The sequence below is a fragment of the Nocardia sp. SYP-A9097 genome (assembly GCF_009649815.1).
Lineage (GTDB): Bacteria > Actinomycetota > Actinomycetes > Mycobacteriales > Mycobacteriaceae > Nocardia.
Genome location: NZ_WJIC01000012.1, coordinates 78,496 through 103,873, shown reverse-complemented (window position 1 = coordinate 103,873; position 25,378 = coordinate 78,496). Strand labels below are relative to the sequence as shown.

At 66.2% G+C, this 25,378-nt stretch carries 28 protein-coding genes; 21 read left to right on the top strand and 7 right to left on the bottom strand.

What is annotated here, in order from left to right; all coding sequences use genetic code 11:
• The first annotated feature begins 97 nt into the window (after nucleotides 1-97).
• Genes GFY24_RS23620 through GFY24_RS23595 form a run of 6 tightly spaced genes read left to right on the top strand, consistent with a single transcriptional unit; the run spans nucleotide 98 to nucleotide 7,059 of the window.
• Nucleotides 98-2,263, top strand: a complete 2,166-nt coding sequence (locus GFY24_RS23620) for an acyl-CoA dehydrogenase family protein (RefSeq protein WP_309231241.1) — start codon at nucleotides 98-100, stop codon at nucleotides 2,261-2,263.
• 26 nt (nucleotides 2,264-2,289) lie between these two features.
• Complete coding sequence (locus GFY24_RS23615; protein WP_153807265.1) at nucleotides 2,290-3,357, top strand: acyl-CoA dehydrogenase family protein; 1,068 nt, start codon at nucleotides 2,290-2,292, stop codon at nucleotides 3,355-3,357.
• Nucleotides 3,342-4,511, top strand: coding sequence for an acyl-CoA dehydrogenase family protein (locus GFY24_RS23610; RefSeq protein WP_153807264.1), 1,170 nt, complete (start codon nucleotides 3,342-3,344; stop codon nucleotides 4,509-4,511). The genes GFY24_RS23615 and GFY24_RS23610 overlap by 16 nt, the downstream gene beginning before the upstream one ends.
• A gap of 12 nt (nucleotides 4,512-4,523) precedes the next feature.
• Nucleotides 4,524-5,474, top strand: a complete 951-nt coding sequence (locus GFY24_RS23605) for an OB-fold domain-containing protein (protein ID WP_309231240.1) — start codon at nucleotides 4,524-4,526, stop codon at nucleotides 5,472-5,474.
• Nucleotides 5,471-5,890 (top strand): MaoC family dehydratase, encoded by a 420-nt coding sequence (locus GFY24_RS23600; RefSeq protein WP_153807263.1) that lies wholly within the window; start codon nucleotides 5,471-5,473, stop codon nucleotides 5,888-5,890. The genes GFY24_RS23605 and GFY24_RS23600 overlap by 4 nt, the downstream gene beginning before the upstream one ends.
• Nucleotides 5,887-7,059, top strand: coding sequence for a lipid-transfer protein (locus tag GFY24_RS23595; RefSeq protein ID WP_309231239.1), 1,173 nt, complete (start codon nucleotides 5,887-5,889; stop codon nucleotides 7,057-7,059). Before GFY24_RS23600 ends, GFY24_RS23595 begins: the two co-directional genes overlap by 4 nt.
• A gap of 59 nt (nucleotides 7,060-7,118) precedes the next feature.
• On the opposite strand, the gene GFY24_RS23590 is transcribed toward GFY24_RS23595, so the two are convergent.
• From GFY24_RS23590 to GFY24_RS23580, 3 genes are all read right to left on the bottom strand, one after another.
• Complete coding sequence (locus GFY24_RS23590; protein ID WP_153807262.1) at nucleotides 7,119-7,553, bottom strand: PIN domain-containing protein; 435 nt, start codon at nucleotides 7,551-7,553, stop codon at nucleotides 7,119-7,121.
• The gene (locus tag GFY24_RS43395; RefSeq protein ID WP_375336092.1) at nucleotides 7,550-7,750 is read right to left on the bottom strand and encodes a type II toxin-antitoxin system VapB family antitoxin; all 201 of its coding nucleotides are present in this window, start codon (nucleotides 7,748-7,750) and stop codon (nucleotides 7,550-7,552) included. Before GFY24_RS43395 ends, GFY24_RS23590 begins: the two co-directional genes overlap by 4 nt.
• A gap of 89 nt (nucleotides 7,751-7,839) precedes the next feature.
• On the bottom strand, nucleotides 7,840-7,998 hold the full coding sequence (locus GFY24_RS23580; protein WP_153807260.1) for a hypothetical protein: 159 nt from the start codon (nucleotides 7,996-7,998) through the stop codon (nucleotides 7,840-7,842).
• A gap of 227 nt (nucleotides 7,999-8,225) precedes the next feature.
• Between GFY24_RS23580 and GFY24_RS23575 the strand changes: the two genes are divergently transcribed.
• The 10 genes from GFY24_RS23575 to GFY24_RS23530 all read left to right on the top strand — a co-directional run bounded on the left by GFY24_RS23575 (nucleotide 8,226) and on the right by GFY24_RS23530 (nucleotide 17,155).
• The gene (locus GFY24_RS23575) at nucleotides 8,226-8,579 is read left to right on the top strand and encodes a DoxX family protein (protein ID WP_153807259.1); all 354 of its coding nucleotides are present in this window, start codon (nucleotides 8,226-8,228) and stop codon (nucleotides 8,577-8,579) included.
• A 35-nt stretch (nucleotides 8,580-8,614) separates the two neighbouring features.
• Nucleotides 8,615-8,923, top strand: coding sequence for a hypothetical protein (locus GFY24_RS23570; RefSeq protein ID WP_309231238.1), 309 nt, complete (start codon nucleotides 8,615-8,617; stop codon nucleotides 8,921-8,923).
• 92 nt (nucleotides 8,924-9,015) lie between these two features.
• Entirely contained in the window at nucleotides 9,016-9,960 is a 945-nt protein-coding gene (gene zapE / locus GFY24_RS23565) for a cell division protein ZapE (RefSeq protein WP_309231237.1), read from the top strand.
• Nucleotides 9,961-10,136: 176 nt separating this feature from the next.
• A complete protein-coding gene (locus GFY24_RS23560; protein ID WP_153807257.1) occupies nucleotides 10,137-11,351 on the top strand; it encodes a glycosyltransferase family 1 protein in 1,215 nt (404 codons plus the stop codon).
• Between the two features lie 2 nt (nucleotides 11,352-11,353).
• Entirely contained in the window at nucleotides 11,354-12,826 is a 1,473-nt protein-coding gene (locus tag GFY24_RS23555) for a UDP-glucose/GDP-mannose dehydrogenase family protein (RefSeq protein ID WP_228566597.1), read from the top strand.
• 184 nt (nucleotides 12,827-13,010) lie between these two features.
• A complete protein-coding gene (locus tag GFY24_RS23550; protein ID WP_309231236.1) occupies nucleotides 13,011-13,955 on the top strand; it encodes a DUF4129 domain-containing protein in 945 nt (314 codons plus the stop codon).
• Complete coding sequence (locus GFY24_RS23545) at nucleotides 13,952-14,455, top strand: hypothetical protein (RefSeq protein ID WP_153807256.1); 504 nt, start codon at nucleotides 13,952-13,954, stop codon at nucleotides 14,453-14,455. The genes GFY24_RS23550 and GFY24_RS23545 overlap by 4 nt, the downstream gene beginning before the upstream one ends.
• A gap of 39 nt (nucleotides 14,456-14,494) precedes the next feature.
• The gene (locus tag GFY24_RS23540) at nucleotides 14,495-15,445 is read left to right on the top strand and encodes an AAA family ATPase (protein ID WP_375336086.1); all 951 of its coding nucleotides are present in this window, start codon (nucleotides 14,495-14,497) and stop codon (nucleotides 15,443-15,445) included.
• A gap of 7 nt (nucleotides 15,446-15,452) precedes the next feature.
• The gene (locus GFY24_RS23535; protein ID WP_153807254.1) at nucleotides 15,453-16,727 is read left to right on the top strand and encodes a DUF58 domain-containing protein; all 1,275 of its coding nucleotides are present in this window, start codon (nucleotides 15,453-15,455) and stop codon (nucleotides 16,725-16,727) included.
• Nucleotides 16,724-17,155, top strand: a complete 432-nt coding sequence (locus GFY24_RS23530) for a hypothetical protein (protein ID WP_153807253.1) — start codon at nucleotides 16,724-16,726, stop codon at nucleotides 17,153-17,155. The genes GFY24_RS23535 and GFY24_RS23530 overlap by 4 nt, the downstream gene beginning before the upstream one ends.
• Before the next feature lie 3 nt (nucleotides 17,156-17,158).
• Here GFY24_RS23530 and GFY24_RS23525 read toward each other — a convergent pair whose 3' ends face one another.
• Nucleotides 17,159-17,506 carry a hypothetical protein gene (locus GFY24_RS23525; protein WP_153807252.1) on the bottom strand — a complete coding sequence of 116 codons (348 nt, stop codon included), beginning with the start codon at nucleotides 17,504-17,506 and terminating at the stop codon, nucleotides 17,159-17,161.
• Nucleotides 17,507-17,698: 192 nt separating this feature from the next.
• On the opposite strand from GFY24_RS23525, the gene GFY24_RS23520 reads away from it, so the two are divergent.
• Complete coding sequence (locus GFY24_RS23520) at nucleotides 17,699-18,736, top strand: AraC family transcriptional regulator (protein ID WP_153807251.1); 1,038 nt, start codon at nucleotides 17,699-17,701, stop codon at nucleotides 18,734-18,736.
• Nucleotides 18,737-18,869: 133 nt separating this feature from the next.
• Here the strand turns inward: GFY24_RS23520 and GFY24_RS23515 are convergent, their stop codons facing one another.
• Together GFY24_RS23515 and kstD are read right to left on the bottom strand one after the other, a co-directional pair.
• Nucleotides 18,870-19,733 (bottom strand): MaoC/PaaZ C-terminal domain-containing protein, encoded by an 864-nt coding sequence (locus GFY24_RS23515; protein ID WP_153807250.1) that lies wholly within the window; start codon nucleotides 19,731-19,733, stop codon nucleotides 18,870-18,872.
• 345 nt (nucleotides 19,734-20,078) lie between these two features.
• Nucleotides 20,079-21,785 carry a 3-oxosteroid 1-dehydrogenase gene (gene kstD, locus GFY24_RS23510; protein ID WP_153807249.1) on the bottom strand — a complete coding sequence of 569 codons (1,707 nt, stop codon included), beginning with the start codon at nucleotides 21,783-21,785 and terminating at the stop codon, nucleotides 20,079-20,081.
• A gap of 151 nt (nucleotides 21,786-21,936) precedes the next feature.
• Between kstD and GFY24_RS23505 the strand changes: the two genes are divergently transcribed.
• From GFY24_RS23505 to dmpG, 3 genes are read left to right on the top strand one after another with little or no spacing between them, the layout of a single operon-like run.
• Entirely contained in the window at nucleotides 21,937-22,722 is a 786-nt protein-coding gene (locus GFY24_RS23505; RefSeq protein ID WP_309231235.1) for a 2-keto-4-pentenoate hydratase, read from the top strand.
• Nucleotides 22,723-22,744: 22 nt separating this feature from the next.
• Nucleotides 22,745-23,650, top strand: coding sequence for an acetaldehyde dehydrogenase (acetylating) (locus GFY24_RS23500; RefSeq protein ID WP_309231234.1), 906 nt, complete (start codon nucleotides 22,745-22,747; stop codon nucleotides 23,648-23,650).
• Nucleotides 23,651-23,662: 12 nt separating this feature from the next.
• Nucleotides 23,663-24,715 (top strand): 4-hydroxy-2-oxovalerate aldolase, encoded by a 1,053-nt coding sequence (dmpG, locus tag GFY24_RS23495; RefSeq protein WP_153807247.1) that lies wholly within the window; start codon nucleotides 23,663-23,665, stop codon nucleotides 24,713-24,715.
• Between the two features lie 90 nt (nucleotides 24,716-24,805).
• On the opposite strand, the gene GFY24_RS23490 is transcribed toward dmpG, so the two are convergent.
• Nucleotides 24,806-25,015, bottom strand: coding sequence for a DUF433 domain-containing protein (locus GFY24_RS23490; RefSeq protein WP_153807246.1), 210 nt, complete (start codon nucleotides 25,013-25,015; stop codon nucleotides 24,806-24,808).
• A 107-nt stretch (nucleotides 25,016-25,122) separates the two neighbouring features.
• Here GFY24_RS23490 and GFY24_RS23485 point away from each other — a divergent pair, with 107 nt between their 5' ends.
• Nucleotides 25,123-25,362, top strand: a complete 240-nt coding sequence (locus tag GFY24_RS23485) for a glutaredoxin family protein (protein ID WP_153807245.1) — start codon at nucleotides 25,123-25,125, stop codon at nucleotides 25,360-25,362.
• Nucleotides 25,363-25,378 lie beyond the last annotated feature (16 nt).

Sequence of the window (25,378 nt, the reverse complement as noted above, 5' to 3'; positions counted from 1 at the left end):
GTTCGTACCGCGATACGGCGGCGCTTGACTTACGCCCGGCTCGAACATTAGAACATGTTCTAGGAGTGGAAGTCACCCCGGAAAGGCGGTATGGAGTGTGACCATAGCCACCACTGACGAGCATAAAGCCGTCCAGGAGTCCATGCGTGGATGGGCGGCAGCGGTCCGCCCAATTGCAACAATGCGTTCCGGTGGGTCGGATTTCTGGCGCGAATACTGGTCGCGCCTCGCCGATCTCGGAATTTTCCGGGTCGCGGTACCGGAAGAGGCCGGTGGAGCGGGTTGTTCCGTCGGAGATCTCGCTGTCCTGGTGGAGCAGGCGGCGCATGATCTTGTGGGCGGTCCAGTGCTCTCGACGGCCCTCGCCGGCCTCGTTGCCGGGGAGATGCTCGACGAGAATACGCCGTGCGGTATTGCGCTCGAGGGCGAAATCGCAATATCGCCCGACGCATCCGGTATCCGCCTGTCCGGTGAGTGGGACGCGGTACTCGGGGCTGCCCCCGGCACCGCGCTGTTGCTGCCGGTGCGCGATGGCGACCGCCACCTGTGGGCGCTGGTCGACGCCGATTCCGCCGGTCTGCGGGTGGAGCCGCTGCCCGGCATGGATCCCACCGTTCCGCTCGCCCGGGTCGTATGCGCGGAAGTTGCTGTCGCGGCTGACCGCCTGTTCGAACCGGCCCTGTCGGTGCTCGATATCGCCGCCACGCTGATTGCCGCCGAGGCCGCCGGTATTGCCGGCTGGTGTTTGGAGACCGCGACCGAATACGCCAAGGTGCGTGAACAATTCGGGCGCAAGATCGGCGAATTCCAAGCGGTGAAACATATTTGCGCGTGGATGCTGTGCCGCGCCGAACAGATTCGCGCGGTTGCCGCCGATGCGGCCGCCGCCGTTGATGCCGAGTCCGCGGAACTTCCGCTCTCCGCGGCCGTCGCGTTGTCCATTGCCCTGGACGCCGCGGTCGAGACCGCCAAGGATTGCATTCAGGTTCTGGGTGGAATTGGTTTCACCTGGGAACACGACGCGCATCTGTATTTGCGCCGGGCGACCGCCATGCGGCAGTTGCTGGGCGGTTCCGCGCGTTGGCGGGCACGAGTCACCGAATTGACCGTGCAGGGTGTGCGCCGCACGGTGGGCCTGGATTTGGGGGCCGCCTCCGGTGGCGCCGAGGGCGAACCCAATTGGGACGCCGTCGGTTTGGATGCCGCCGAAGCCGCGGTGCTGGCCGCCGAGCTCACCAAGATCGCCGCGCTGTCCGAGGCCGAACAGCGGGACGCGCTGGCCGCGTCCGGGTTGCTGGCCTCGCACTGGCCCGCGCCGTACGGCCGGGGCGCGGGTCCGATCCAGCGCACCTGGATCGATGATCAGATTCGCAAGGCCGGAATCACGTTGCCGGAGCTCGCGATTGCCAACTGGGCGATTCCGACGCTGTTGCAATGGGGTTCGCCCGAGCAGATCGAGCGCTACGCGCTGCCCACGCTGACCGGTGAGGTCATCTGGTGCCAGCTCTTCTCCGAGCCGGAGGCCGGGTCCGATCTGGCCGCGCTGCGCACGGTGGCCGAGCGGGTCGAGGGTGGCTGGAAGCTGCGCGGTCAGAAGGTCTGGACTTCGCTGGCGGACAAGGCGACCTGGGGTATCTGCCTGGCGCGCACCGATCCGGCCGCGCCCAAGCACAAGGGCATCAGCTACTTCCTGGTCGATATGAAGAGCGCGGGTATCGATATTCGCCCGTTGGTCGAGATCACCGGTGAGGCGCGATTCAACGAGGTCTTCCTCGATGATGTCTTCGTGCCGGATGATTGCCTGGTCGGGCAGCTGGAGAACGGCTGGAAGATCGCGCGGTCGACGCTGTCGGCCGAGCGGGTCGCCATGGGCGGCAAGGGAATCGGGGACGAACTCGAGGCCCTGATCGCCGCCGCGCCGAAATCCGGTCCGGGTGCGGAACTGGTGGCGGACAAACTCGGCGGACTCGTCGCCGAATCGATCGCTGGAACTTTGCTGGATGCTCGTGCGGCGCAGAAACTGCTATCCGGTGGAGATCCGGGTCCGCAGAGCAGCGTGCGCAAACTGGTCGGTGTCAGACACCGGCAGGCAGTCGCCGAATTCGCCGTCGAAGTGGCGGGCCCGGCGGGTGCCTTGGAAACCGATGTGGTGAAGGAATTCCTGCTCACGCGCTGTTTGTCCATTGCTGGCGGCACCGAGCAGATTCTGTTGACCGTCGCCGGTGAACGAATTCTCGGGCTACCGCGCGAATCGCACGGTTAGCCCACACCTCAACCGGGAGTAATGAATTGGACTTCACGCGGGACGAGAGCCAAGATGCTGTCGCCGAGGTAGTTGTAAGTTTGCTGGAGCGTGAAAGCGCACGCGATATCGCGCTCTGGCCGATCTTCTCCGGCAGCGGGCTACTGGCCGTGCCCCTGCCCGAACGCTTCGGCGGTGACGAGATGGGTCTGCTGGAGGTTTCCGCCATGCTGACCGAACTCGCCACCGACGCGGTACAGATTCCGGCGCTGAGCACGCTCGCCTTCGGCGTGCTGCCGCTGCTGGCGATCGGCGTACCGGATGCGGTGGCGGAGCAGGTGTTTCCCGCCGTCGCCGATGGCGCGGTGCTCACCGCCGCGCTGCACGAGGCGGGCTCGCCGTTCACCGTGAAGCCGGAGACCGTCGCGGTTGCCGATGGCGACGCCGTGCGCATCACCGGCAACAAGGTGGCGGTGCCGTACGCCGATACCGCGCGCTGGATTCTGGTGCCGACCGATGCCGGTATCGCGGTGATCGACGGTGACGCACCGGGCATCACCAAGACCGCCAGCCCGACATCCGATGGCGTGCCGGAGTTTTCGCTGCGCTTCGAGGATGTGCGGATTCCGGCCGGGCAGTTGCTGCCGGACGGTATCGCCGAATTGCATCGGTTCGCACTGGCCGGTATCGGCGCGGTCGCCGACGGTCTGCTCAAGGGTGTGATCGCGCTGACCGCCGAGCATGTGCGCACCCGGCAGCAGTTCGGTCGTCCGCTGGCCGAATTCCAGGCCGTCGCACAGCAGATCGCCGATGTCTACGTGGTCTCGCGGACGCTGCACGCAGCCGCCGCCTCCGCCAATTGGGCGCTCGCACAAGATTCGGACAACGCCGAACACCGTGAGCGCACCGAAGATGATCTGGACGTTTTGGCGTACACGGTGGCCTCGGAGCTGCCCGCCGCCATGCAGAAGTGTCATCACCTGCACGGTGGTCTCGGCGTCGATATGACGCATCCACTGCACCGCTACTACTCACAGGCCAAGGACATCGCACGCTGGCTGGGCGGCGAATCGTTCCGGCTGGACCGTTTGGGAGCCAGATGTTCATCGAACTGACCGCCGAGCAGCGTCGCCTACGTGACGAATTGCGTTCGTACTTCTCCGGTCTCGTCACTCCCGAAGAGGAGAACGAGATGCTGGGCAACCGGCACGGCGACGCCTATCGCGCGGTAGTCAAGCGCATGGGTGCGGACGGCAAACTGGGTGTGGGCTGGCCGAAGGAGTACGGCGGCCAGGGTTTCGGCCCGCTGGAACAGCAGATCTTCTACAACGAGGCGGTCCGGGCCGATGTGCCCGTCCCGCTCGTCACGCTGCTGACCGTCGGACCGGCGTTGCAGTCCTACGGCACGCCGGAGCAGAAGCAGAAGTTCCTGCCCGGAATCCTCACCGGCGACATCCATTTCGCCATCGGCTATTCCGAACCGGATGCCGGCACCGACCTGGCCGCACTGCGCACCAGCGCGGTGCAGGACGCGAACGGTGACTGGATCGTCAACGGGCAGAAGATCTTCACCACCGGAGCACACGAGGCCGACTACGTCTGGCTGGCCGTGCGCACCGGCACGGTGGACTCACGGCATCGCGGTATCACGATCCTGATCGTGGACACCAAGGATCCGGGCTACTCCTGGACGCCGATCATCACCGCCGACGGTGCGCATCACACCAATGCCACCTACTTCGACAATGTGCGCGTCCCCGCGAACATGATCGTCGGCGAGGTCGACAAGGGCTGGAAGCTCATCACCACCCAGCTCAATCACGAGCGGGTCAGCCTGGGACCGTCCGGCAAGATCGAACAGCTCTACACCCGGGTGCACGAATGGGCGCAGAAGCAGGGCGTGCTCGGCGAGAGCGGGGTGCGGCGCGCACTGGGCCGCCTGCACGCCATGGTGCGGCTCAATGAACTGCTGAACTGGCAGGTGGCCTCCAATATGGAACGCCCCGATGCCGATCCGGCCGATGTGATCGCCGATGCCTCCGCGACCAAGGTGTACTCCACCGAGGCGCTGCAGGAGGCCGGACGCCTGGCCGAGGAGATTGTCGGGCGCTACGGCGATCCCGCCGATGCGGCCACCGCCGAACTGCTGGTCTGGCTGGACCGGCGCACCAAGCAGAACCTGGTGGTGACCTTCGGCGGCGGCGTCAACGAGATCATGCGCGAACTCATCGCCCAAATGGGCCTGCGCCTGCCGCGCGTACCGAGATAGAGGAATTCGACAGTGACGCAAAGCTTCACGGCCGAGGAGATCCTGGCGGCCGCAGAGAAGATCAAGCAGGCCGGGGAGTCCTCCCCGCGCCTGGGCCGCGATCCGGTCAACCAGCCCATGATCAACAACTGGGTGGAGGGGATCGGGGACACCAACCCGATCTATGTCGACGAGGCCGCCGCTATCGCGGCCGGGCATGCCGGCATCGTCGCTCCGCCCGCCATGGCGCAGGTGTGGACCATGTTGGGGCTCACCGGGTCTCGGCCCGAGGACGACCCGATGACGGTCACCAATGAGCTGCTCGATGCCGCCGGATACACCTCGGTGGTCGCCACCAACTGTGATCAGACCTACCACCGGTACCTCGAAGTCGGCGAGCAGGTCGCGGTGCGGTCCTCGCTGGATTCCATTGTGGGGCCGAAGCGTACGGGTCTGGGCGACGGCTGGTTCCTCACCTACCGCACCAATTGGTATGTCGGCGATGAGCTCGTCACCGAAATGCTGTTCCGGCTGCTGAAGTTCAAGCCGGGCACGGGTGCGGCTCCCAAGGCCGATCCGGCGGCGGATCTCGCCAAGCGCGTGAAGCCGGTCGTCTCGCACGACACCGAATTCTTCTGGGCCGGAACAAAACTCGGCGAACTGCGGATTCAGCGGCGGCCGGACGGCACGCTGCAGCATCCGCCGGTGCCCGCCATCTGGCAGGACAAGGCCAAGGAGACCGACTACGTCGTGGCCTCCGGTCGCGGCACCGTCTTCAGTTTCGTTGTGCACCATGCCCCGAAGGTGCCCGGCCGGGCGCTGCCGTTCGTGGTCGCGCTGGTCGAGCTCGAAGAGGGCGTGCGCATGCTCGGTGAGCTGCGCGGCATCGATCCCGCCGAGGTGGCGATCGGGCAGGCCGTCGAGGTCGGGTTCGAGGCCATCGACGACGACAACACCGTGCCCTATTGGAAGGCTGTTCGATGACCTCCACCGTGCAACTCGATGCCGTGCAGGTCGGAACCGTCCTGCCGGAGTTGGTGATTCACGCCGACCCCACCTTCGTGGTCTCCTCGGCGCTGGCGACCCGCGACTTCCAGGATGTGCACCACGATCCGGAGAAGGCGGTGCAGCGCGGGTCCAAGACCATCTTCGTGAACATCCTCACCGATACCGGTCTGGTGCAGCGTTTCGTCACCGACTGGGCCGGTCCGGCCGCCCGGGTGAAGTCCATTTCGCTGCGCCTGGGTGTGCCGCTGTACGCGGGTGACACCCTCACCCTGTCCGGCGCGGTCTCGGCCGTCGAGGGCACCGATATCACCATCGACGTGGTCGGCAAGGACAGCCTCGGCGACCACATCACGGCGAAAGCCGTTATCTCGCTTCAGGAGGCACGCGCGTGACGGGTCTGAGCGGGCGCGCTGCCATAGTAGGCATCGGCGCCACCGACTTCTCCAAGGATTCCGGCCGCAGTGAACTGCGCCTGGCCGCCGAGGCGGTCACCGCCGCCCTCGCCGACGCCGGACTCACCCCCGCCGATGTGGACGGCCTGACGACCTTCACCATGGACACCAATACCCAGGCCGCCGTGGCCCGGGCCGCCGGTATCCCGAGCCTGAAGTTCTTCAGCAATATCCCGTTCGGCGGCGGCGCGGCCGCTGCCACCGTGCAGCAGGCCGCCATGGCCGTGGCCACCGGTGTCGCGGATGTCGTTGTGGCATACCGGGCTTTCAACGAGCGCTCCGGTCACCGCTTCGGCCAGTTCTCCACCCAGCTGGCGGGCAATGCCACGTCCTCGGGCGTGGACAACGCGTTCTCCTACACCCACGGCCTCGGCACCCCCGCCGCCCAGGTGGCCATGGTCGCGCGCCGCTACATGCACGTATACGGCGCCACCAGCGCGGATTTCGGCACCATCGCGGTCACCGACCGCAAGCACGCCGCCGTAAACCCGAACGCGCACTTCTACGGCAAGCCGATCACTCTGGAAGAGCACCAGGCGTCCCGCTGGATCGCAGAACCCCTGCACCTGCTGGACTGCTGCCAGGAGACCGACGGCGGTGTGGCCATCGTTGTCACGAGTGCCGAACGCGCCAAGGACCTTCCGAACAAGCCGGCTGTAATCCTCGGTGCCGCACAGGGTTCCGGCGCGGACCAGTACGTCATGACCAGCTACTACCGTGACGCCATGACCGGCCTCCCGGAAATGGGCCTGGTAGGCGATCAGCTGTGGGCCCAAAGTGGTCTCCGCCCAGAGGATATGCAAGCAGCCATCCTCTACGACCACTTCACCCCCTTCGTCCTCATGCAGCTCGAGGAACTCGGCTTCTGCGGCCGGGGCGAGGCAAAGGACTTCATCAAGGACGGTGCCCTCGAAGTAGGCGGCCGCCTCCCGCTGAACACCCACGGCGGCCAACTCGGCGAGGCCTACATCCACGGCATGAACGGCATAGCCGAAGGCGTCCGCCAAATCCGCGGCACCTCGGTGAATCAGGTCGCGGACCTTCGCAATATCGTCGTCACCGCCGGCACCGGCGTCCCGACCTCCGGCCTGGTCCTCAGCTCCAACTGACCAGCCACCCCGAATGCCTGAGCGAGATCCCGTCTCGCTCAGGCATTTCGTGTTTCAGGTCAGTCGACACTTCCGGGTGGCACGACCCAGACGTGCGGTTGCCGGGTCACGGTGGCGATGTGCTCGAAATCGGCGTCGTAGTGGACCAGGACCGCTCCGTGGTACTCCGCGACCGCGGCAGTCAACAGATCGACAATGCCCGCGGCACGATGCAATCCCTGACGGGCCATCAGCTGTTGCACCTCGCGGGCGCGGTCGGCAATGGTCTCATTGATCGGGAGATTCAGATAGAGGGCGCGGCGGCGCTGTGCGATGTTCTGGACGTCGGCGAGATTGCGGCCGGAGTATCCAGCTTCCAGATCGACGGTGACGCAGGTCGCGGCGGCGCGGTCGGCGATGAGCCCGGCGAGCACATTCCGAACCGGCTCGTGCCGCAGCCGGGCGGCTGCAGAGGTGTCTATGAGATGCAGTCGAAGTGGGGTGGCCTCGATCAACGGCGCGCCTTGCCCATAACCTCCGGATCATCGATATCCGGACCGACGCCGAATCCGTACGGATCATTGAGCACCTGCTCGATCCGGCGCCGACGCTGAGCCACGAACTCCAACGCGGCGTTGACCGTGTCCTTCTTCGTCGTGGTCCCCAGTTCCTTGGCAGCCAGTGCCAGGGCCTCGTCGTTCAGGTCGATCATCGTTTTCATATGTCCCACGATATGTCTCCAGCTATATAAGCGGCAATACTGCTGGAGGTGATTCGACGCCGACCAGGGTGTGGACAGGTCTAGGAGTGCCGCTGATGACCTCTGCCGAAATCGTTCGCGAGGTATTGGTCGACGTGCTCGGCAAGGGTGGGGTCACCGCTGTCGAAGCGACGAAGTCGCAGCGGCTCGGAATGTTGCTGAATCCGCAGTGCGGCAAGGTGTTCCGCATCTTGGCTCATGGGTGTCACTTTCGGTGGAAGAGGCGGTAGAGGTTGAAGTCGTAGCCCCAGCCGTCTTCGGGGCGCTCCGGGTCGGTCATAAGGCCAGGTTACGGCGGGGTTGGGGATGCGGGTGATCGGAACGTCCGCTCGGGATGTCACACCTGGGCAGGCTATGTCGTCCTCATTGCAGACGCGCCTCGAAATGCGAAGCGTGAATGAACGGTGTTGGAAGGCAAGGGATTTCGATGAATATCGCATATCACATCGTGGGGGTCGCGGCGGCGCTGTGGATCGGGTTCTCGGCGTATTCGCTGTTCACGAAGCAGGAATTCGTGGTTGATCCGCTGATCCAGTACGGGGTGCCGCGGTCGTGGTGGAACTCGCTGGCACTGGCGAAGGGGGCCGGGGCGCTCGGACTGGTTGTCGGGTTCTTCATTCCCGTTATCGGGATCGCCGCCGCGATCGGGGTGATCCTCTACTTCGCGGGGGCGGTGATCACCACGATTCGGGCGCGCTCGTACAAGACGACCGTGTTCCCGGTGCTGTACATGGTTCCGGCCATCGCGACTCTGGTGCTGCAGCTTGCGGTCCGAGCGTAGTTTTGGGGGAAACCGATTGCGGAAGGGGTGCGGCCGTGCTGCAGGATCGAATGAAAAGGCTTCCCGGCGAAGGTGATTCGGTGGTGTTCGGGGAACCGTACGAGACGGCGGACGGAACCACCGTGATTGCGGTGACGGGGAGCGGGGCGTTCCCGTGGTCGCGGCCGAGGCCGCTGGGGGTGTTCGTGCTGCACGGGGGCGAGGTGAGGTGGGAGTCCACCGTGGATGCCGGGCGGATCGCGCTCATCGGGGTGCTGACCGGATTCGTGGCGGCCGCATTCGCCACCGCCGCGGTGTTCAAGCGGCCGCCGTGGCCGGATCTGCATATCTCGCACCGACTCTGAGATCGCCTGTGTAAGCGGTCACCTTCGTCCCCGCGCGAATCGAGCAGACTCTATAAATATAGAGGAACTTGATTCGAGCGCAGGAGATTGCCGTGCAGACCAGCGATATCGTTCTGGATCACGATCAGCAGGTGGCCGCGGATCGGCTCGATGCCATTGCCGCGCGGGTCGGTAGGCGGTGGCGGCGGCCGCGCGGGCTGTACCTGTACGGCGGGCCGGGGCGCGGCAAGACCATGCTGATGAATCGGTTCTTCGAATCGGTGCCTGCGGAGCACAAGCGGCGCTTCCACTTCCACAGCTTCTTCGCCCGGCTCAATGCCGGCATTCACGAGTACGGCAATATCGACGCCTCGGCGGCGGCGCTGCTCGGGGATGCCGAGCTGATCTGCTTCGACGAATTCCATGTGCACGACGCGGGCGATGCCCGGCTGGTGGCGCGGCTGCTCGATCTGCTGTTCGCCCGGCACATCACGCTGGTGGTGACCTCGAACTACCCGCCGCGGGAGTTGATGCCGAATCCGCTGTGGCATCCCATGTTCGTGCCGACCATCGACCGGATCGTCGAGCACCTCGATGTCCTTTCGGTGAACGGACCGCAGGACTACCGGCGACTCGGCGGACGGCACACCGGATTCGCGGCCGGCCACTACACCGTCGGTGCGTGCGCGACCACCGGACTGGTGGAGGTGCCGGTCGCGCACCGGCTACTGCACGCGCGCTCGGCCGAAAACGGGGAACTGACAGTCGATTTCGCGGAGCTCTGCGGTATCCCGGTGTCGGCGGCCGATTTCCTGGAACTCGCGCGGCAGTTCAGGAAATGGACCCTGTGTGAGGTTCCGCCGATGGATTCCATCCCACCCGACTGGGTGATGCGCTTCGTGAATCTGGTCGATGTGCTCTACGACGCTGACCTGGAACTCTCGCTGTATGCGCGGGTTCCATTGGCGGAACTGGGTGCTCAGGTCGCCCGGGTGCCGGATCTGTACCGCACGCTGAGCCGGTTGAGCGAGTTGGCCACACCGGTGCCGGCGCGGTAGCGACCGGCCCGTTTCCGGTGCGCGGGACCGGTGCGCGACGGGGTGGCGACGCTCGGGTGAACACGTCGACTTGATCGACGGAAACGGTTCACGTGCCGTCTACGCGGAGGGGGGCTGGCGTTGCGGGCGGCTTCCTACCGTGCATTCAGGAGGCAGCACCGAACCGGAGGGGACCGATGCGAATCCGCGAGCAGGCCAGGGGTTCCACGACCCGCCACCCGAGCATCCCCGGCGGCCGACTGCGTGTGCTGGTGGTCGCCGAATCCTTCCTTCCCCAGGTCAACGGCGTCACCAATTCGGTGCGGCGGGTGCTGGATCACCTTGCCGCCAAAGGGCACGAAGCGGTGCTGATGGCTCCGACGGGTCCCGCCAAGTACGCCGGATTCCGGGTGCGTGTGGTGCGCGGGGCCCGGCTGCCGTTCTATCGCGACTTCCGGATCGGCCTGGAGACGCGCCGTCGCCTGCGCAAGGTGATGCGCGAGTTCGAACCCGACGTCGTGCATATCGCCTCCCCGGCAACGCTGGGTTATCAGGCGGCGCGGGTCGCGGCCGAGCTCGGGGTGCCGACCGTTGCCATTTACCAAACCGATCTGGTCGGTTTCGCCGAACGCTACGACCTGCCCGGCGGCGTGCGCACCATGGCCGCCCTCACCCGCCGCATCCACCTGCAGGTGGATCGCACCCTAGCCCCCTCCACCGCGAGCCTGCGGCAGTTGGAGCTGATGGGCGTACCCGGCTTGGCACGCTGGCCACGCGGCGTCGACCTGGAGCAGTTCGGCCCCTTCCGGCGCTCGGACGAGCTGCGAAATCGCTTGGCCCCCAACGGTGAAACCCTCATCGGGTATATCGGCCGCCTGGCTCCGGAGAAGGAGCTCGAGCTACTCGCGCACTTGCTCCCGTTGCCCGATGTGCGACTGGTGATCGTCGGCGGCGGCCCCGAGGAGAAGCGGCTGCGCAAGCTATTGCCCGGCGCGGAGTTCTTGGGCGTTATGCACGGTGCCGAATTGGGTGCGGCGTACGCCTCCCTGGATGTCTTCGTGCACACCGGCCGGCACGAAACCTATTGCCAGGCAGCGCAGGAGGCCATGGCCTCCGGTGTGCCGGTGGTCGCGCCGCGCTCCGGCGGACCCATCGATGTGGTCATTCCCGGAGCCGGATTCCTTTATCCCCCGGGCGATGCCGAGGCCATGGTGGCCCTGGTCCGCCGCCTCGTCGAGGACACCGAGCTGCGCGCGCAGACCGCGCAGACCGCTCAGCGCAGCGTGCGCGACCGCTCCTGGGCGGCCGTGAACGATCTGCTGATTCGCCACTACCGCGAAGTGATCGCGGAACGCCGCCGACTGCCAGGCGATGGCGACCTCCGCAGCCCGCTCTCCAAGGAGGCCTCCTGATGCTGCGCATCTCCGTCATCGGCACCGGCTACCTCGGCGCCACGCATGCCGCGGGCATGGCCGAACTCGGCTTCGACGTGCTCGGCGTGGACAACAATCCGGCCAAGGCGGCCGCGCTCTCGGCGGGCCGGGTTCCCTTCCACGAACCCGGGCTGCCGGAGTTGCTGGCCGGTCATGTGCGGTCCGGGCGACTGCGGTTCGGCACCTCGCTGGTGGCCGCCGCCCGCTTCGCCGATGTCCATTTCCTTTGTGTGGGAACACCTCCCGGGCCGAATGGCGCGGCGGATCTGTCCCAGCTGCACTCCGCGCTCGAGGGTCTGGTGCCGCATCTGACCCGCAATTGCCTGATCGTCGGCAAGTCGACGGTGCCGGTCGGTACCGCCGAGGCGCTCACCGCGCGCATTGCCGAGCTGGCCCCGGCCGGTATCTCGGTGGATCTGGCCTGGAATCCGGAGTTCCTGCGCGAGGGGCACGCGGTGCGCGACACGCTGAGCCCGAATCGCCTGGTCTTCGGCGTGACCACACCGGATGCGGAGTGGGCGCTGCGGCAGGTCTACGCGACCCCGATCGCGGCGGGCGCGCCGGTGGTGATCACCAATCTGCCCACCGCAGAGTTGATCAAGGTCTCCGCGAATGCCTTTCTGGCGACCAAGATTTCGTTCATCAATGCCATGGCCGAACTGTGCGAGCTCACCGGCGCGGATGTGACGCTGCTGGCGGACGCGCTCGGTCATGACGATCGCATCGGCCGCAAATTCCTCGGCGCGGGCCTGGGTTACGGCGGCGGCTGTCTGCCCAAGGATGTGCGCGCGCTGATCGCCCGCGCGGGTGAACTCGGGGCCGCCGAGACGGTGGATTTCCTGCGCGATATCGACACCATCAATCTGCGCCGCCGCGAGCGGGTGGTGCGCGAGACACTGGATCTATTGCACGCCACCGGTTCTCATCGGGTAGGGATTCTCGGTATCGCCTTCAAACCGCTCTCGGACGATGTGCGTGATTCGCCCGCACTGGATGTGGCGATTCGGCTGCAGGCCGCCGGCGTGCAGGTGACCGCCTTCGATCCGGCGGCGACGGCGCCGGCGCGGGCGATCGCCCCGCAGCTGGTCTACGCCGCCACCGCCGCGGCGGCGCTGCATGAGGCGGATGTGGTGCTGCACCTGACCGAGTGGAGTGAGTTCAGGGACCTTGATCCGGCGTTCCTGCGCACGGTGGCGCGCGGGCGCACGCTCATCGATGCCCGAAATGCGCTCGACCCGGAACCGTGGCTGGCTGCCGGCTGGGACTTCCGGGCGCTCGGGCGGCTGGTGGAATCCCGCAATCCGGTGGAGCGTCCCGCATCCCGGGCGCCCGCACCGCCGGAGGCATTGCGTCCGGGTTTGCTCCGGAACGCCCGGCGGGCTCCGGAAGCGCCTGCCGCACTGGCGGATTCGGCGCTGACCAGGCTGCGTGCGCGGGTCCGTCGCTCGGCGTAGCTCCATTTCGGGCCGGGGTCGGATTGCCCGTCTTACTACCGGGGCACATGCGGTGTGGTAGCCACACCTCGAGTGCCGATATATGCGGGAACCACATGTAATCGGTGTTTGCGAATTCGCCCCAACCGGACCTACCGGCATGTAACTATGTGCCTGATTTGCAGGACTCTGGTTAGGGGTACGCGTGACTGGAGTGGGGACGCTGGCATCGCGGGCGATCGGATTGATCGCCCTGCTGATGCTGGCTGTCGTCGCTCTGCGCGGCTACATCCCCGGCACCGGGGGACCATCCACCCCGGGTACACCCTCGGCGGTGACACTGGCGCTCATGCCGGTGCTGCTGCTGGTCTCGGTGGTGATTCTGGCGGCCGGGGTGATCAACAGTCAGCACCGTCTGCCGCTGTCCATGCCGGAACCGGAGCGGGCACGGGACCGCTCCGGACTACCGCGACTGGGCCTGCTGATCCTGATCGGATTCGCGGCCATCGCACTGGTGCTCACCGCGGTGCTCTCCATCTACCTGGTCGGCCCCGGCCGCGATGATCAGGCGGAACAGACGGTTTCGACCCAACCGCCCGGTACCAGCGGGGCCACACCGGTGCAGACCCTTGCGCCGCCACCGGACAGCCTGCCCGAACCTCCGCTCAGCGGAACCGTCCTGCTGCTGGTGGGCATCGGCGCGATCGTGCTGGTCCTGGTCGCCATGACCGGTCTGGTGGTGGTCGCGGTCGGCTCCACCCGCCGCCCAGAGCCGAGAATCGCCGGGACGGTGGCCGGTGCCCCGACCGAGGCGGTCTCGCTGGCCAAGGTCGCGGAGATGGGTCTGGCCGCCATGACCGCGCCCGGTCAGGATCCGCGCACCGCCATCATCGCCTGCTATGTCGCCATGGAAAGCGGTCTGGCACAGGCGCGGGAGGTCGCGCCACTGGCCTCGGACACCCCTTCGGAGGTGCTGGCGCGCGCCTTCGACCGCGGCTTCCTGCGCGATGCCTCGGCGCGAGAGTTGGTGGCACTTTTCGAGGAAGCCCGCTTCAGCCCGCACTCCATGCTGGAGTGGCAGCGCATGCGGGCCGAACAGCTACTGCGAATAGTCCTGGCGGATTTGCAGGGAGAGGCGGCGACGTCATGAACCGGGCAGCGATCGTGGTGGTCGGGCTGATCCTGGCCGGACTCTTCGAACTGATCGCCTTGAACAATGAGCGCAATACCCTGCTGCCCATTGCGGGCATCCCGGTCGCCGGAGTGCTGGGGCTGCTGGTCTGGTCACTGCTGGACCGCGCCCGCCGATACGGGCCCACCGGCCCCGAGGACCATGAAATCGACAATGGCCCGGCCGAAATGCTGAATCGCTGGCAGGCCCGCGCGCAGATGCTCGCCGACCGCTCCGAGGGCACCCGCGCGGACTGGGACCGGCATCTGCGGCCATTGCTGGCCAAGGAATTCGAGCTCACCAGCGGCCACCGCATGAACAAGAACCGGCGTGCCACCGAGGCGGCCGGGCTACTGCAGTTCGGACCCGAACTGTGGCGGTGGGTGGACCCCGCTAACGCGGCGCCGCGCGATCAGTCGAATCCGGCGCCGGGCCGACCGGCGCTGGACGAGATCCTGCGTCGCCTCCAGAACATGTGAACGGGTTTTCGATATGCGAGTACTGATATGACCTCACCGATGGACTTGACCGTCAAGCGCACCGACGCGGTGCTGCGGGAAATGGGCCGGGTGGTGGTGGGCAAGCGGGATGAACTGCAGCTCATCATGATCGCGGTGCTGGCGGGCGGGCATATCCTCATCGAGGATCTGCCCGGGCTCGGCAAGACCCTGATCGCGCGCTCGTTCGCGACGGCGCTGGGCCTGAACTTCACCCGGGTGCAGTTCACCCCGGACCTGCTGCCCGCCGATCTGATCGGCTCCACCATCTACGACATGCATTCGGGCCGTTTCAGTTTCCGGCGCGGACCGGTCTTCACCAATATGCTGCTGGCCGACGAGATCAACCGCACCCCGCCCAAGACGCAGGCGGCGCTGCTGGAGGCCATGGGCGAGGGCCAGGTCTCGATCGACGGTGAAACCTTCCCGCTACCACAGCCTTTCATCGTCATGGCCACGGACAATCCGATCGAGTACGAGGGCACCTATCCGCTGCCCGAGGCCCAGTTGGACCGTTTCGCCATGCAATTGCGGCTCGGCTATCTCTCCGAGAGCGATGAGATGCAGATGATCCGCCGCCGCCTGGAACGCGGCTCGCAGCCCGCCCAGATCGGCCAGGTCGTCGATGCCGAGGGCCTGCTGGAGATGCGGCAATCCGTCGAATTCGTGACGGTGCATCCGGATGTCGTCGGCTATGTCGTCTCGCTCGCCTCCGCCACCCGCGGCCACCCCCAGGTCGAGGTGGGCGCGAGCCCCCGAGCCGAACTCGACCTGGTCCAAATGGCCCGCGCCCGCGCCCTTCTCAACGGTCGTGACTATGTGGTCCCCGAGGATGTCAAGGCCCTGGCCATCCCGGCCATGGCGCACCGCATCACCCTGCGCCCGGAAATGTGGGTCCGCCGCATCCGCGGCGAGGACGTCATAGCCGAACTCCTGCGCAGGCTCCCCGTCCCCCGCGCCACCCCCGCATGAGGCGCACATGAAGCACCGCGACCTCAGTACCGCCACCGAGACCGAATTGCGTTGGCGGCCTGCGCCGTTGGTGTTCATGCTGGCGGCTGTCTCAGTGCCGGCGCTGGTGGCGGCCGTGGTTTTCGGGCATTGGCAGTTGGTGGTGTTCGCGGCGCCGATGCTCGGGGTATTGGCTACCGCGCCACTTCAGCTGTCGCGCACCAGGATTCAGGTGGACGGGGTCGGGGTGCTGCGATGCTTCGAGACCGAGGAAGTGGTGTTGACCGCGGCCGCGTTCGTCGAGAGCGGGCATGCGTTGCTGCGTTTGCATTCTCAGCCGGTGCACGGCATGGAGATGCGGGTGGAGGAGGCTTTCGACTCCGGGGCCGCGCCCGCGGGGATGCGGATCGCATTGTCCGCGTCGCGGTGGGGGCGGTATCCGGTGCCGGTGCGGGTGACCGCTTTGAGTCCGGCGGGGCTGGCGGTGGCTTCGGTGCAGTTGCCCGCAGGGCAGGTGTACGTGTATCCGATCACCGATCCGCAGCGAATGCGGTTGCCGCGCACCGAACTTCCGGAGCGGATCGGCGCGCATCTGACCCGCCGGCACGGGCCGGGTGTGGAGTTCGCGGATGTGCGGGCGTACGCGCCGGGTGATCAGCTGCGCACGGTGAACTGGGCGGTCAGCGCCCGGCGCGGGCGCTTGTTCGTGACCGAGCGATTCACCAACCGGGCGGCGGATGTCGTTGTGCTGGTGGATACCTCGCTGCAGGCCCCGGGTCCGGCCTCGGATTCGCTGGAGCTGTCGGTGCGCGGTGCGGCGCAGGTGGCGCAGTCGGCGCTGCAGTCCGGTGACCGCACCGCCGTTGTCTGCCTGGGTAGTTCACCGCGCTGGCTGCGCCCGGATATCGGCCGCCGCCAGTTCTACCGCATTGTCGACACCGTGCTGGATGTGGGCGATGAACATATCGCCACCCAGGGCTCGCTGGCACCGCACACGGCCGTGCCGATCGGCGCGGTGGTGGTGGCCTTCTCCACGCTGCTGGATACCCAATTCGCCTTGGCGCTCATCGATCTGCGCAAGCGCGGGCATGTCGTGGTGGTGGTGGACGTGCTGCGCGGCCCGCCGTTCCGGGACGGGCTGGACTCCACCCTGGCGCGTATGTGGCAGCTGGAGCGCACCTCCATGTACCGAGATATGAGCACGGTCGGCGTGGATATCGTGCCGTGGCCGCAGGACGCCAGACTGGATCAGATCATGCGGTTGCTGCCGCAGCCGCGTCGCACCGTGCGGGTGCGCCGATGACCAGATTCCTCGCGGTGCTATCCGGTCTACTGCTCACCCTCGGGGTCGCCCTGGTGTTGCCCTGGGCGGCTGCGCCCACTCTCGTACTCGCGGTGGCGGGTTGGCGGTGGCGGGTGAGCGCGGTCGGCGCGGTGCTGGCGGCACTGGCCGTGCTGACGTTCACCGATACCGGTGCGCTGGTTGCCGGGGCGATCGGATTGGTCGCCACCACCTACCTGCTCAATACCGCGACGGTGTCGGCGCCGGTGGGGGTGGTCCCCACCACCATCCCCTCGGTGGCGGGCGCCCTGGTCTTCACCGTGGCCGCCGGAGCCGCGACACTGTTGCCCGCGGGCCTGTCCTGGATTCCGATCGTGGCGCCGATAACGGTGATCCTGCTGTACGCCTTGATCATTCGAGGACTGGTGGACGAAAGGCCCGCCCGCTGACCGTTATTGCAGAGCCGGTGGCATTCGTGTCGGTTTGATGCGCCCGGCGTCGACGAGGGCGCGGAAAGCCGCTCCCTTGCGGTCGCATTCACCGACCACGCAGCGACGGTGCTGCTGCATGGTGCGGTGTGCCTCCTGCACATCGAGTTGATGGTCCGGCGCGCCGTGCGACCAGGCCGAGGTGGACAGCACGGGATCGGCGGATGCGGTGTGCTCGTTGCTGATTCGCTCGCGTATCCGATCCACCGAGAGTCTGTCCGGATCGCGATGCGGTTGATGCAGACTCACGACCGTGACGGCCATAATCGTGAGCATTGCCAGGGTAGCTGTGAACACCTGCCAGCCGGCCATTGGTTCACCTTCTCCATGTTTCGGTTGTAGCGTGGAGTATCAGAGGTAGTTCGCCAGATATTCACCATAAGGCCGAAGGCGTTACTTGTTCCAGTACTTCATAGGTCAGAAACAGCCGAATTTCGGCCTATAACAGCAACTTACCGATCGGTTCCGGTCCGAAGTACGCCGAGAGTTTGCGAAGATTTTCCTGTGACCGACGGCCAGGCGCAGTTGCGTTCCATAACCAGTGCGGCACTGCTGGTCGAGTTCGCGTCGGGCCGGGGGACACCGACGCCTGCGCTCCTGCGCGGCACCGGGATTCGCGAGGGTGATCTGCTCGACGCCACCGCCGAGATCACGCTGGGGCAGGAATTGGCCCTCATGCGCAATGTGGTGGCCGGCGTCGGCGATGAACCCGGCATGGGGTTGATGGCCGGGCTGCTGTGCCATCCGCCCAGCTTGGGGGTGCTCGGCTTCGCATTGATGAGCTGTCCGACGGTGCGCGACGCGGTGCGTTTGGCGCTGCGGTACGCGGATCTGTCGTTCACCGTGGCCCGGCATCACCTGGTGGTGGATGGCCCGGATGTCTCAATTGTTCGGGACGACAGTGAAGTTCCGCGCGAGGTGCGCCGCTTCGCGGTGGAGCGCGATGTGGCGGCGATCTGGACAATTCAGCAGGACGTCCTGCCCATGCGGCCGCCCATCACCCGGGTGGTGGTGGCCTTTCCGCCGCATGCGGTCTACGAGATGTTCGGGGCCATGCTCGGGGTGGAGGAGGTGGTGTTCAATGCCGCCCGCTCGGTGGTCACGGGACCGGCCGATATCCAGAGTCTGCAACTGCCACAGTCGAATTCGGCCACCGCGCGCTTCTATGAACAGCAGTGCGCCGACCTCATGCAGCGCCGTCGCAGCAGGGTGGGCATCAGCGGCCGGGTGCGGCAGTTGCTCATCAGCCGGGGCGGCATAGCGGACCAATCGCGCATAGCCGCCGAATTGGACCTCAGCGTGCGCACGCTGCGTCGCCGACTCGCGGACGAGGGCACCACTTTTCGTGAACTCACCACCGAGACCATCGGCATGCTCGCGGAGGAGCTGCTCATTACCGGGTTGACGGTGGAGCAGGCCGCGATTCGGCTCGGCTACGCCAGCGTCTCGGCCTTCACCTCGGCGTTCCGTGCTTGGAAGGGGCAGTCGCCGGGGGTGTTCGCGCGAGAGAACCGCGGCCGGGTGTCGGCTCGGGTGAGCTGAACGCGATCGGGCGATCGGACCCCGAAAGCAATCTGGCGATTGAAAAATTCCGATCGCCCGGAGACGTTACGGTGACCGAAAACAGCATGGGCCGCGACCGGAAATCGGTCGCGGCCCAGTTGTTTCGGGTGCTTTACGCGGTGTGGGTGAGCACCACGTCGGCCAGCACGGGCGCGTCGTCGCGTTCGACAACCGTTGCGGCGATGAGGAGTTCGCCGTCGGCCTGCCAGATGCGGGTGCGCAGGGTCTCACCCGGGTAGAGGACCCCGGCGAAGCGGGCGCGGAATCCGGTGACGCGGGCGGCATCCGAGCCGAGCACGGCATCGGTGGCGGTCTTCAGGACCAGGCCGTAGGTGCACAGGCCGTGCAGAATCGGGTTGGGGAATCCGGCATTACGGGCGAATTCCGGGTCCGAGTGCAGCGGATTGCGGTCACCGCACATGCGGTACAGCAGCGCCTGCTGCGGCAGCGTCGGGGTCAGCACATCGAAATCCGGTGCGTGGTCGGGCAGTTCGGTCTTGGCCGACGGCCCGCGATCGCCACCGAAGCCGCCCTCACCCTTGGCGAAGATGGAAGAGCGTGCGGTCCACAGCAATTCACCGTCCGAGCTGGTGGCGGTGTGCTCCTGCCAGATGACCGCGGCCGAGCCCTTGTCCCAGATCTCGCTGATCCGGCGCTCGAAAATCGCCTTGCCCGAGGCCGGAATCGGCCGGTGCACCACGATTTCCTGGCTGCCGTGCACCACCTTCGCGAGGTCGATATCGACACCCGGGAACTGCACCTTCGGCGGCTCGGTCTCGTGGAAGAACGGTGCGACCGTAGCGAAAGAGGGCAGAACTTGCGGATTCCGGTCATCCACATAACGCAGTTCGGCGGGCTCGGTCCAGCGCGCGCCCGCACCCAGCGCCAGGTTGTACAGCTGCACATCCGACGGCGTCCAACTGAAGTCGACGGACGGAAGCTGCGCGCCGAGCGCGATATTCGGATCGATGGGCATGAATTGTCTCCTCGTGAGATCGGTGGGCGGTCACCCAGGGACCCACTCGGGTCCGATCCTGCGACGCATTCCGGCGGTAAGCAAGCATCGCGCCCGCTCGCCGGGATACTTACCGGCCTTCGTCATCCCGGCATGCTTTTGGCCGGGATCCACGTTGGTTGATCGGTCGCCGGGGTGGATCCCGGCCAGAAACGCGCCGGGATGACGGGGCGGGGTCTGAAGTTGGCCGGGCCGCCGACGCCGGGCAGGGGGTTCCGGTGGCGGCGGTCCGGCGGGGTGGGTTGGGCGCGCATCCGACGTGACCCGGATTCGCGCCCAACCCGTCCTGAACCGGGTTGGGACGGTTCAGGAGTTCTGCTCGGCCGAGACCGGCTGCCCGTTCTTCGCCTTGGCGGCGATATCGAGAGCGGCCAGGTAGCCGAAGGCGATCGCGGGGCCGATGGTCGCGCCGGGACCGGCGTAGGTGTGACCCATCACCGGTGACGAGGTATTGCCCGCGGCGTAGAGGCCGTCGATGACGGTCCCGTCCTCGCGCAGCACCCGGCCGTCGTTATCGGTGACCAGACCACCCTTGGTGCCCAGATCGCCCGGGTACATCCGCACGCCGTAGAACGGGCCGACCTCGAGCTTGTTCAGGCACGGGTTCGGCTTGATGGTCGGGTCGCCGTAGTAGCGGTCGTATGCGCTCTTACCGCGGTTGAAGTCCTCGTCGACACCGCCCTCGACGAATCCGTTGAAGCGTTCGACGGTCGAGCCCAAGGTGTCGGCGGGCACGCCCATCTTCTCGGCGAGCTCGGCCAAGGTCGGCGCGACCACGATGTTGTCGTTTTCCATCCAGCGGGACGGAAAACGCTGACCGGGCTGCAGACCAGCGAAGATGTAGCGACTCCGGTAGCGCTGGTCGAACACCAGCCATGAGGGCACGTTCTCGCCGGGGCCCTCACCCTGCCCGTATTCGCCGCCGTACATGGTGTGCACAGCTTCGACGTAAGGAGCGGACTCATTACCGAATCGCTTGCCTTCGGCGTTGACGATGATACAGCCGGGCAGATTGCGCTCGGCGAGGGCGAACCACGGCTTGCCCTGACCCTTCATGGTGGTCGGACCCCACCAGGCGTCCTCCATGAAGTCCACTGCCGCACCGGCTTCCAAGCCCGCGCGAATCGCGTCGCCGGTATTGGCGGTGGCGCCGGTGGTCCATTCGGTGGTGATGGGTTCACGCTGGTACTTGTGCCGCATATCGGCGTTGTGCTCGAAGCCGCCCGCGCCCAGGATGACGCCGTACTTGGCGTTGAAGCGTACGGTCTCGCCGTTCTGCTCGGCCTCGACGCCGGTGATGGCTCCGTTCTCGATGACCAGTCCGGTGAGCGGAGTGTTCAGCAGCACAGGCACATTCGCGTCCATCAGGCCCTTGCGCAGGCCGCCGATGATCGCCTGGCCCATGCCGACCAGTGCCTTGCCGGTGACTTTGCCCCAGGCCCAACGGGTTCCGACGCGCAGTACCGTGGCGAAGCCGATGGGGTGGCGGCGCAGCAGGTTCAGCTTCTTGTAATCGGCCTGCAGGATAACGACATTCAGCGGAGCCTTGGAGTAGGCCGGTTCCAGGTTGAAGCGTTCGTTGCCGAGGATCTTGAGGTTGAGCGGCTTGGGTTCGCAGGAGCGGCCGTCCGCCTTGCCGCCCGGTGCCTCCGGGTAGTAGTCGGAGTAGCCCGGTACCCACTTCATCTTCAGGGCGGAGTGGTCCAGCACGAAGTCGAAAGCCTCTGCGCCGCGGTCGATATAGGTATCGATCTTGTCGGCGGGCACCACATCGCCGATGATGCTGCGCAGGTAGGTGCGGGCTTCCTCGCGGTCGTCGGGGCGTCCCGAGGCCTTGAGTGCCTTGTTGCCCGGGATCCAGACGCCACCGCCGGAGCGAGCGGTCGATCCGCCGTAGTGGGCGGCCTTCTCGATGAGCACCACGCGCAGACCGCGGTGTGCGGCGGTGAGGGCGGCGGTCATACCGGCGGCACCGCTGCCGACCACCACCACGTCGTAATCCCGATCAGTCATGTAGAACACGTTATAGAATCAATCCTGGTTTGGTCTATGTTGGTCTGGCAGATGGGACTGCTGAGGCGATTTACTTCACAAAAACTCGTTTCAGTTTCTAGTCTCGTAACTGCATGGCCACCGGCCGGCCCCTTTGATGGAAGGAATCAGCGTGCTGACCGACGCGCTACGGAGTGAACTGGCAGAAGAGCTCGCCCTGGCTGAGCGGGATCGTATTCCGCTCGACCCGCTGGTCGCGCGCTATCCCGACATCGACGTGGTCGACGCCTACGAGATCCAGCTGCTGAATATCCGGCGCCGGACCTCGGCCGGAGCCCGCATCATCGGGCACAAGGTGGGCCTGTCCTCGGCCGCCATGCAGCAGATGATGGGTGTCGACGAGCCCGACTACGGGCATCTGCTCGCCGAGATGGAGGTCTTCGAAGACGTCCCGGTGGACACCTCCCAGTTCCTCTACCCGCGGGTCGAGGTCGAGGTCGGTTTCGTGCTCGGCGCGGACCTGCCCGGCGAGGATTGCACCGAAGAGGATGTGCTGAACGCCACAGTCGCGTACGCACCCTCCATCGAACTCATCGACACCCGCATCAAGGACTGGAAGATCGGGCTGTGTGACACCATCGCCGACAATGCCTCTTCCGCCGGCTGGGTGCTCGGTAAGGAGCGCGTCGCTCCGAATGAGCTGGATATCAAGAAGATCGACGCGGTACTCACCCGCAATGGCGAGGTCGTGGCCGAGGGCCGCTCCGACGCCGTGCTCGGTGATCCGACCATCGGCGTCGCGTGGCTGGCCCGCAAGGTCGCCTCGTTCGGTGTCCGGCTGAAGAAGGGCGACATCGTGCTGCCCGGATCCTGCACCCGCGCCATCGACGCCCGCCCGGGCGACGACTTCACCGCCGAGTTCGCCGGACTCGGATCAGTTCGTCTGCGTTTCAGCTGACACAACCGAGTAGGAGAAAGTTGTGACTGGCAAAGTCACCGCAGCCATCGTCGGCTCCGGCAATATCAGCACCGATCTGCTGTACAAGCTGCTGCGTTCGGACAAGATCGAACCGCGCTGGATGATCGGTATCGACCCGGACTCCGAGGGGCTCAAGCGCGCCCGCGGACTGGGTCTCGAGACCTCCGCCGAAGGCGCGGATTGGCTACTCGCCCTTGACGAGAAGCCCGATCTGCTGTTCGAGGCCACCTCCGCGTATGTGCACCGCGCGTACGCGCCCAAGTACGAGGCCGCGGGTATCCGCGCCGTCGACCTCACCCCCGCCGCCGTCGGCCCGGCCGTCATTCCGCCGGTGAACCTGGATTCGCTGCGGGACGCACCGAACGTCAACATGATCACCTGTGGTGGTCAGGCGACGATCCCGATGGTGGCCGCCGTTTCGCGTGTCGTTCCCGTGGCTTACGCCGAGATCGTGGCGTCGGTTTCCTCGGTGTCGGCCGGTCCCGGAACCCGTGCCAACATCGACGAATTCACCAAGACCACCTCCAAAGGTGTTGAGACCATTGGTGGAGCGCAGCGCGGCAAGGCGATCATCATTCTGAACCCGGCCGAGCCGCCGATGATCATGCGCGACACCATCTTCTGCGCCATCCCCGAGGATGCCGACCGCGATGCCATCACCGCCTCCGTCCACGAGATGGAGAAGGCGATCCAGCAGTACGTGCCCGGCTACCGGCTGCTGAACGAGCCGCAGTTCGACGACCCGTCACTGGTTTCCGGTGGTATGGCGAAGGTTTCGATCTTCGTCGAGGTCGAGGGCGCGGGCGACTTCCTGCCGCCGTACGCGGGCAACCTGGACATCATGACCGCCGCCGCGACCCAGGTCGGCAATGTGATGGCCGATCAAATCATTTCGGCTCGGGTGTAAGGAGATTCGACCATGAACAATGTGCTGAAGCCCTACTCGGGCGAAATCGATGTGCGGGTCACCGACACCTCGCTGCGTGACGGTTCGCATCACAAGCGTCACCAGTTCACCGTCACCGAGGTGCGCGATATCGTTGCGGCCCTTGACAACTCCGGCGTGCCGGTCATCGAGGTCACCCACGGTGACGGCCTGGCGGGTTCCTCGTTCAACTACGGGTTCTCCAAAACCCCCGAGCAGGAACTGATCAAGGCCGCCGCGGAGACCGCCAAGCAGGCCAAGATCGCCTTCCTCATGCTGCCCGGTGTGGGCATCAAGGAAGACATCAATATCTCGCAGGACAACGGTGCGTCCATCTGCCGCATCGCGACCCACTGCACCGAGGCCGATGTCTCCATCCAGCACTTCGGGTACGCCCGTGACCTGGGCCTGGAGACCGTCGGCTTCCTGATGATGGCGCACTCCACCACCCCGGAGAACCTGGCCAAGCAGGCCCGCATCATGGCCGACGCGGGCTGCCAGTGCGTGTACGTCGTCGACTCCGCCGGTGCCCTTGTGCTGGAACAGGTTTCGGACCGCGTCTCCGCGCTCGTCGCCGAGCTCGGCAATGACGCGCAGGTCGGCTTCCACGGCCATGAGAACCTGGGCCTGGCCGTCGCGAACTCGGTGTACGCCGTGCGCGCCGGTGCCACCCAGATCGACGGTTCGGCTCGCCGCTTCGGCGCGGGCGCGGGCAACCTGCCCGTCGAGGCGTTCATCGGCGTCTGCGACAAGCTCGGCGTCAAGACCGGTGTCGACTTCTTCGCCATCACCGACGCCGCCGAAGATGTTGTCCGCCCGGCCATGCCGAGCGAATGCCTCCTGGACCGTCAGGCCCTGATGATGGGTTACGCGGGTGTCTACTCCTCGTTCCTGCGGCACGCCGAGCGTCAGGCCGAGCGCTACGGTGTCTCCGCCGCGGAGATGCTGGTCCGCGCGGGTAAGCGCAAGCTCGTCGGTGGCCAGGAAGACCAGCTCATCGATATCGCCCTGGAACTCCAGCGCGAGAAGGCGGCGGTCACCGCCTGATCCGCTGGTGCATAACGAGCTGGGCCGCAACCACTCTCCGGTTGCGGCCCAGCTCGTCTTTTCATGCCACGCCGCTCATATCCGCCCTGTTCAAGGGGCGGCGACCACCAGCGCGGCGTATCCGAGGGCGGCGTACACATCGTCGGCCTCGAGATCGGGATGGTCGCCGAGAATCTCCTCGACCGGCATCCCGGCCGCCAATAATTCGAGCACCATCTCTACGGGATAGCGCATCCCCCGAATGACCGGTTTGCCGGAGCAGACGGCCGGATCGGAGGTGATGCGCTCCAGATTGGACATGCCCCGAATTCTAGGGGCGGACAGTAACCGTTCTCTGTGGATGCGGTGATCGCACCCTGTGGTTATCCGCCCCAAACCCCACCACCGGACTCCTCTACCCTCGACCCATGGACGAGATCGTGCTGTACGGAGCCGACTGGTGCGGCGACTGCCGCCGCGCGAAGACCTGGCTGCGCGAGAACCACGTCCCATTCACCGAGGTTGACGTAGAACACGACGCCGCCGCCCGCACCAAAGCCATCGAACTGGCCGACGGCCGCAAGAACATCCCCGTAGTCGTCTTCCCCAACGGCACAATCCTCATCGAACCCACCAACGCAGACCTCGCCGCCGCCGTAAACGCCTGACACTCTCCAGCCCGCC

What these genes read in the sequence shown, in the direction of transcription:
- GFY24_RS23600 (WP_153807263.1), top strand. Translation starts at nt 5,471, where the DNA reads ATGACCTCCACCGTGCAACTCGATGCCGTGCAGGTCGGAACCGTCCTG.
- GFY24_RS23610 (WP_153807264.1), top strand. Translation starts at nt 3,342, where the DNA reads ATGTTCATCGAACTGACCGCCGAGCAGCGTCGCCTACGTGACGAATTG.
- GFY24_RS23490 (WP_153807246.1), bottom strand. Translation starts at nt 25,015, where the DNA reads ATGTCCAATCTGGAGCGCATCACCTCCGATCCGGCCGTCTGCTCCGGC.
- dmpG (WP_153807247.1), top strand. Translation starts at nt 23,663, where the DNA reads ATGAACAATGTGCTGAAGCCCTACTCGGGCGAAATCGATGTGCGGGTC.
- GFY24_RS23525 (WP_153807252.1), bottom strand. Translation starts at nt 17,506, where the DNA reads ATGGCCGGCTGGCAGGTGTTCACAGCTACCCTGGCAATGCTCACGATT.
- GFY24_RS23575 (WP_153807259.1), top strand. Translation starts at nt 8,226, where the DNA reads ATGAATATCGCATATCACATCGTGGGGGTCGCGGCGGCGCTGTGGATC.
- GFY24_RS23535 (WP_153807254.1), top strand. Translation starts at nt 15,453, where the DNA reads ATGAAGCACCGCGACCTCAGTACCGCCACCGAGACCGAATTGCGTTGG.
- GFY24_RS23545 (WP_153807256.1), top strand. Translation starts at nt 13,952, where the DNA reads ATGAACCGGGCAGCGATCGTGGTGGTCGGGCTGATCCTGGCCGGACTC.
- GFY24_RS23540 (WP_375336086.1), top strand. Translation starts at nt 14,495, where the DNA reads ATGGACTTGACCGTCAAGCGCACCGACGCGGTGCTGCGGGAAATGGGC.
- GFY24_RS23580 (WP_153807260.1), bottom strand. Translation starts at nt 7,998, where the DNA reads ATGAGCCAAGATGCGGAACACCTTGCCGCACTGCGGATTCAGCAACAT.
- kstD (WP_153807249.1), bottom strand. Translation starts at nt 21,785, where the DNA reads ATGACTGATCGGGATTACGACGTGGTGGTGGTCGGCAGCGGTGCCGCC.
- GFY24_RS23515 (WP_153807250.1), bottom strand. Translation starts at nt 19,733, where the DNA reads ATGCCCATCGATCCGAATATCGCGCTCGGCGCGCAGCTTCCGTCCGTC.
- GFY24_RS23485 (WP_153807245.1), top strand. Translation starts at nt 25,123, where the DNA reads ATGGACGAGATCGTGCTGTACGGAGCCGACTGGTGCGGCGACTGCCGC.
- GFY24_RS43395 (WP_375336092.1), bottom strand. Translation starts at nt 7,750, where the DNA reads ATGATCGACCTGAACGACGAGGCCCTGGCACTGGCTGCCAAGGAACTG.
- GFY24_RS23530 (WP_153807253.1), top strand. Translation starts at nt 16,724, where the DNA reads ATGACCAGATTCCTCGCGGTGCTATCCGGTCTACTGCTCACCCTCGGG.
- GFY24_RS23560 (WP_153807257.1), top strand. Translation starts at nt 10,137, where the DNA reads ATGCGAATCCGCGAGCAGGCCAGGGGTTCCACGACCCGCCACCCGAGC.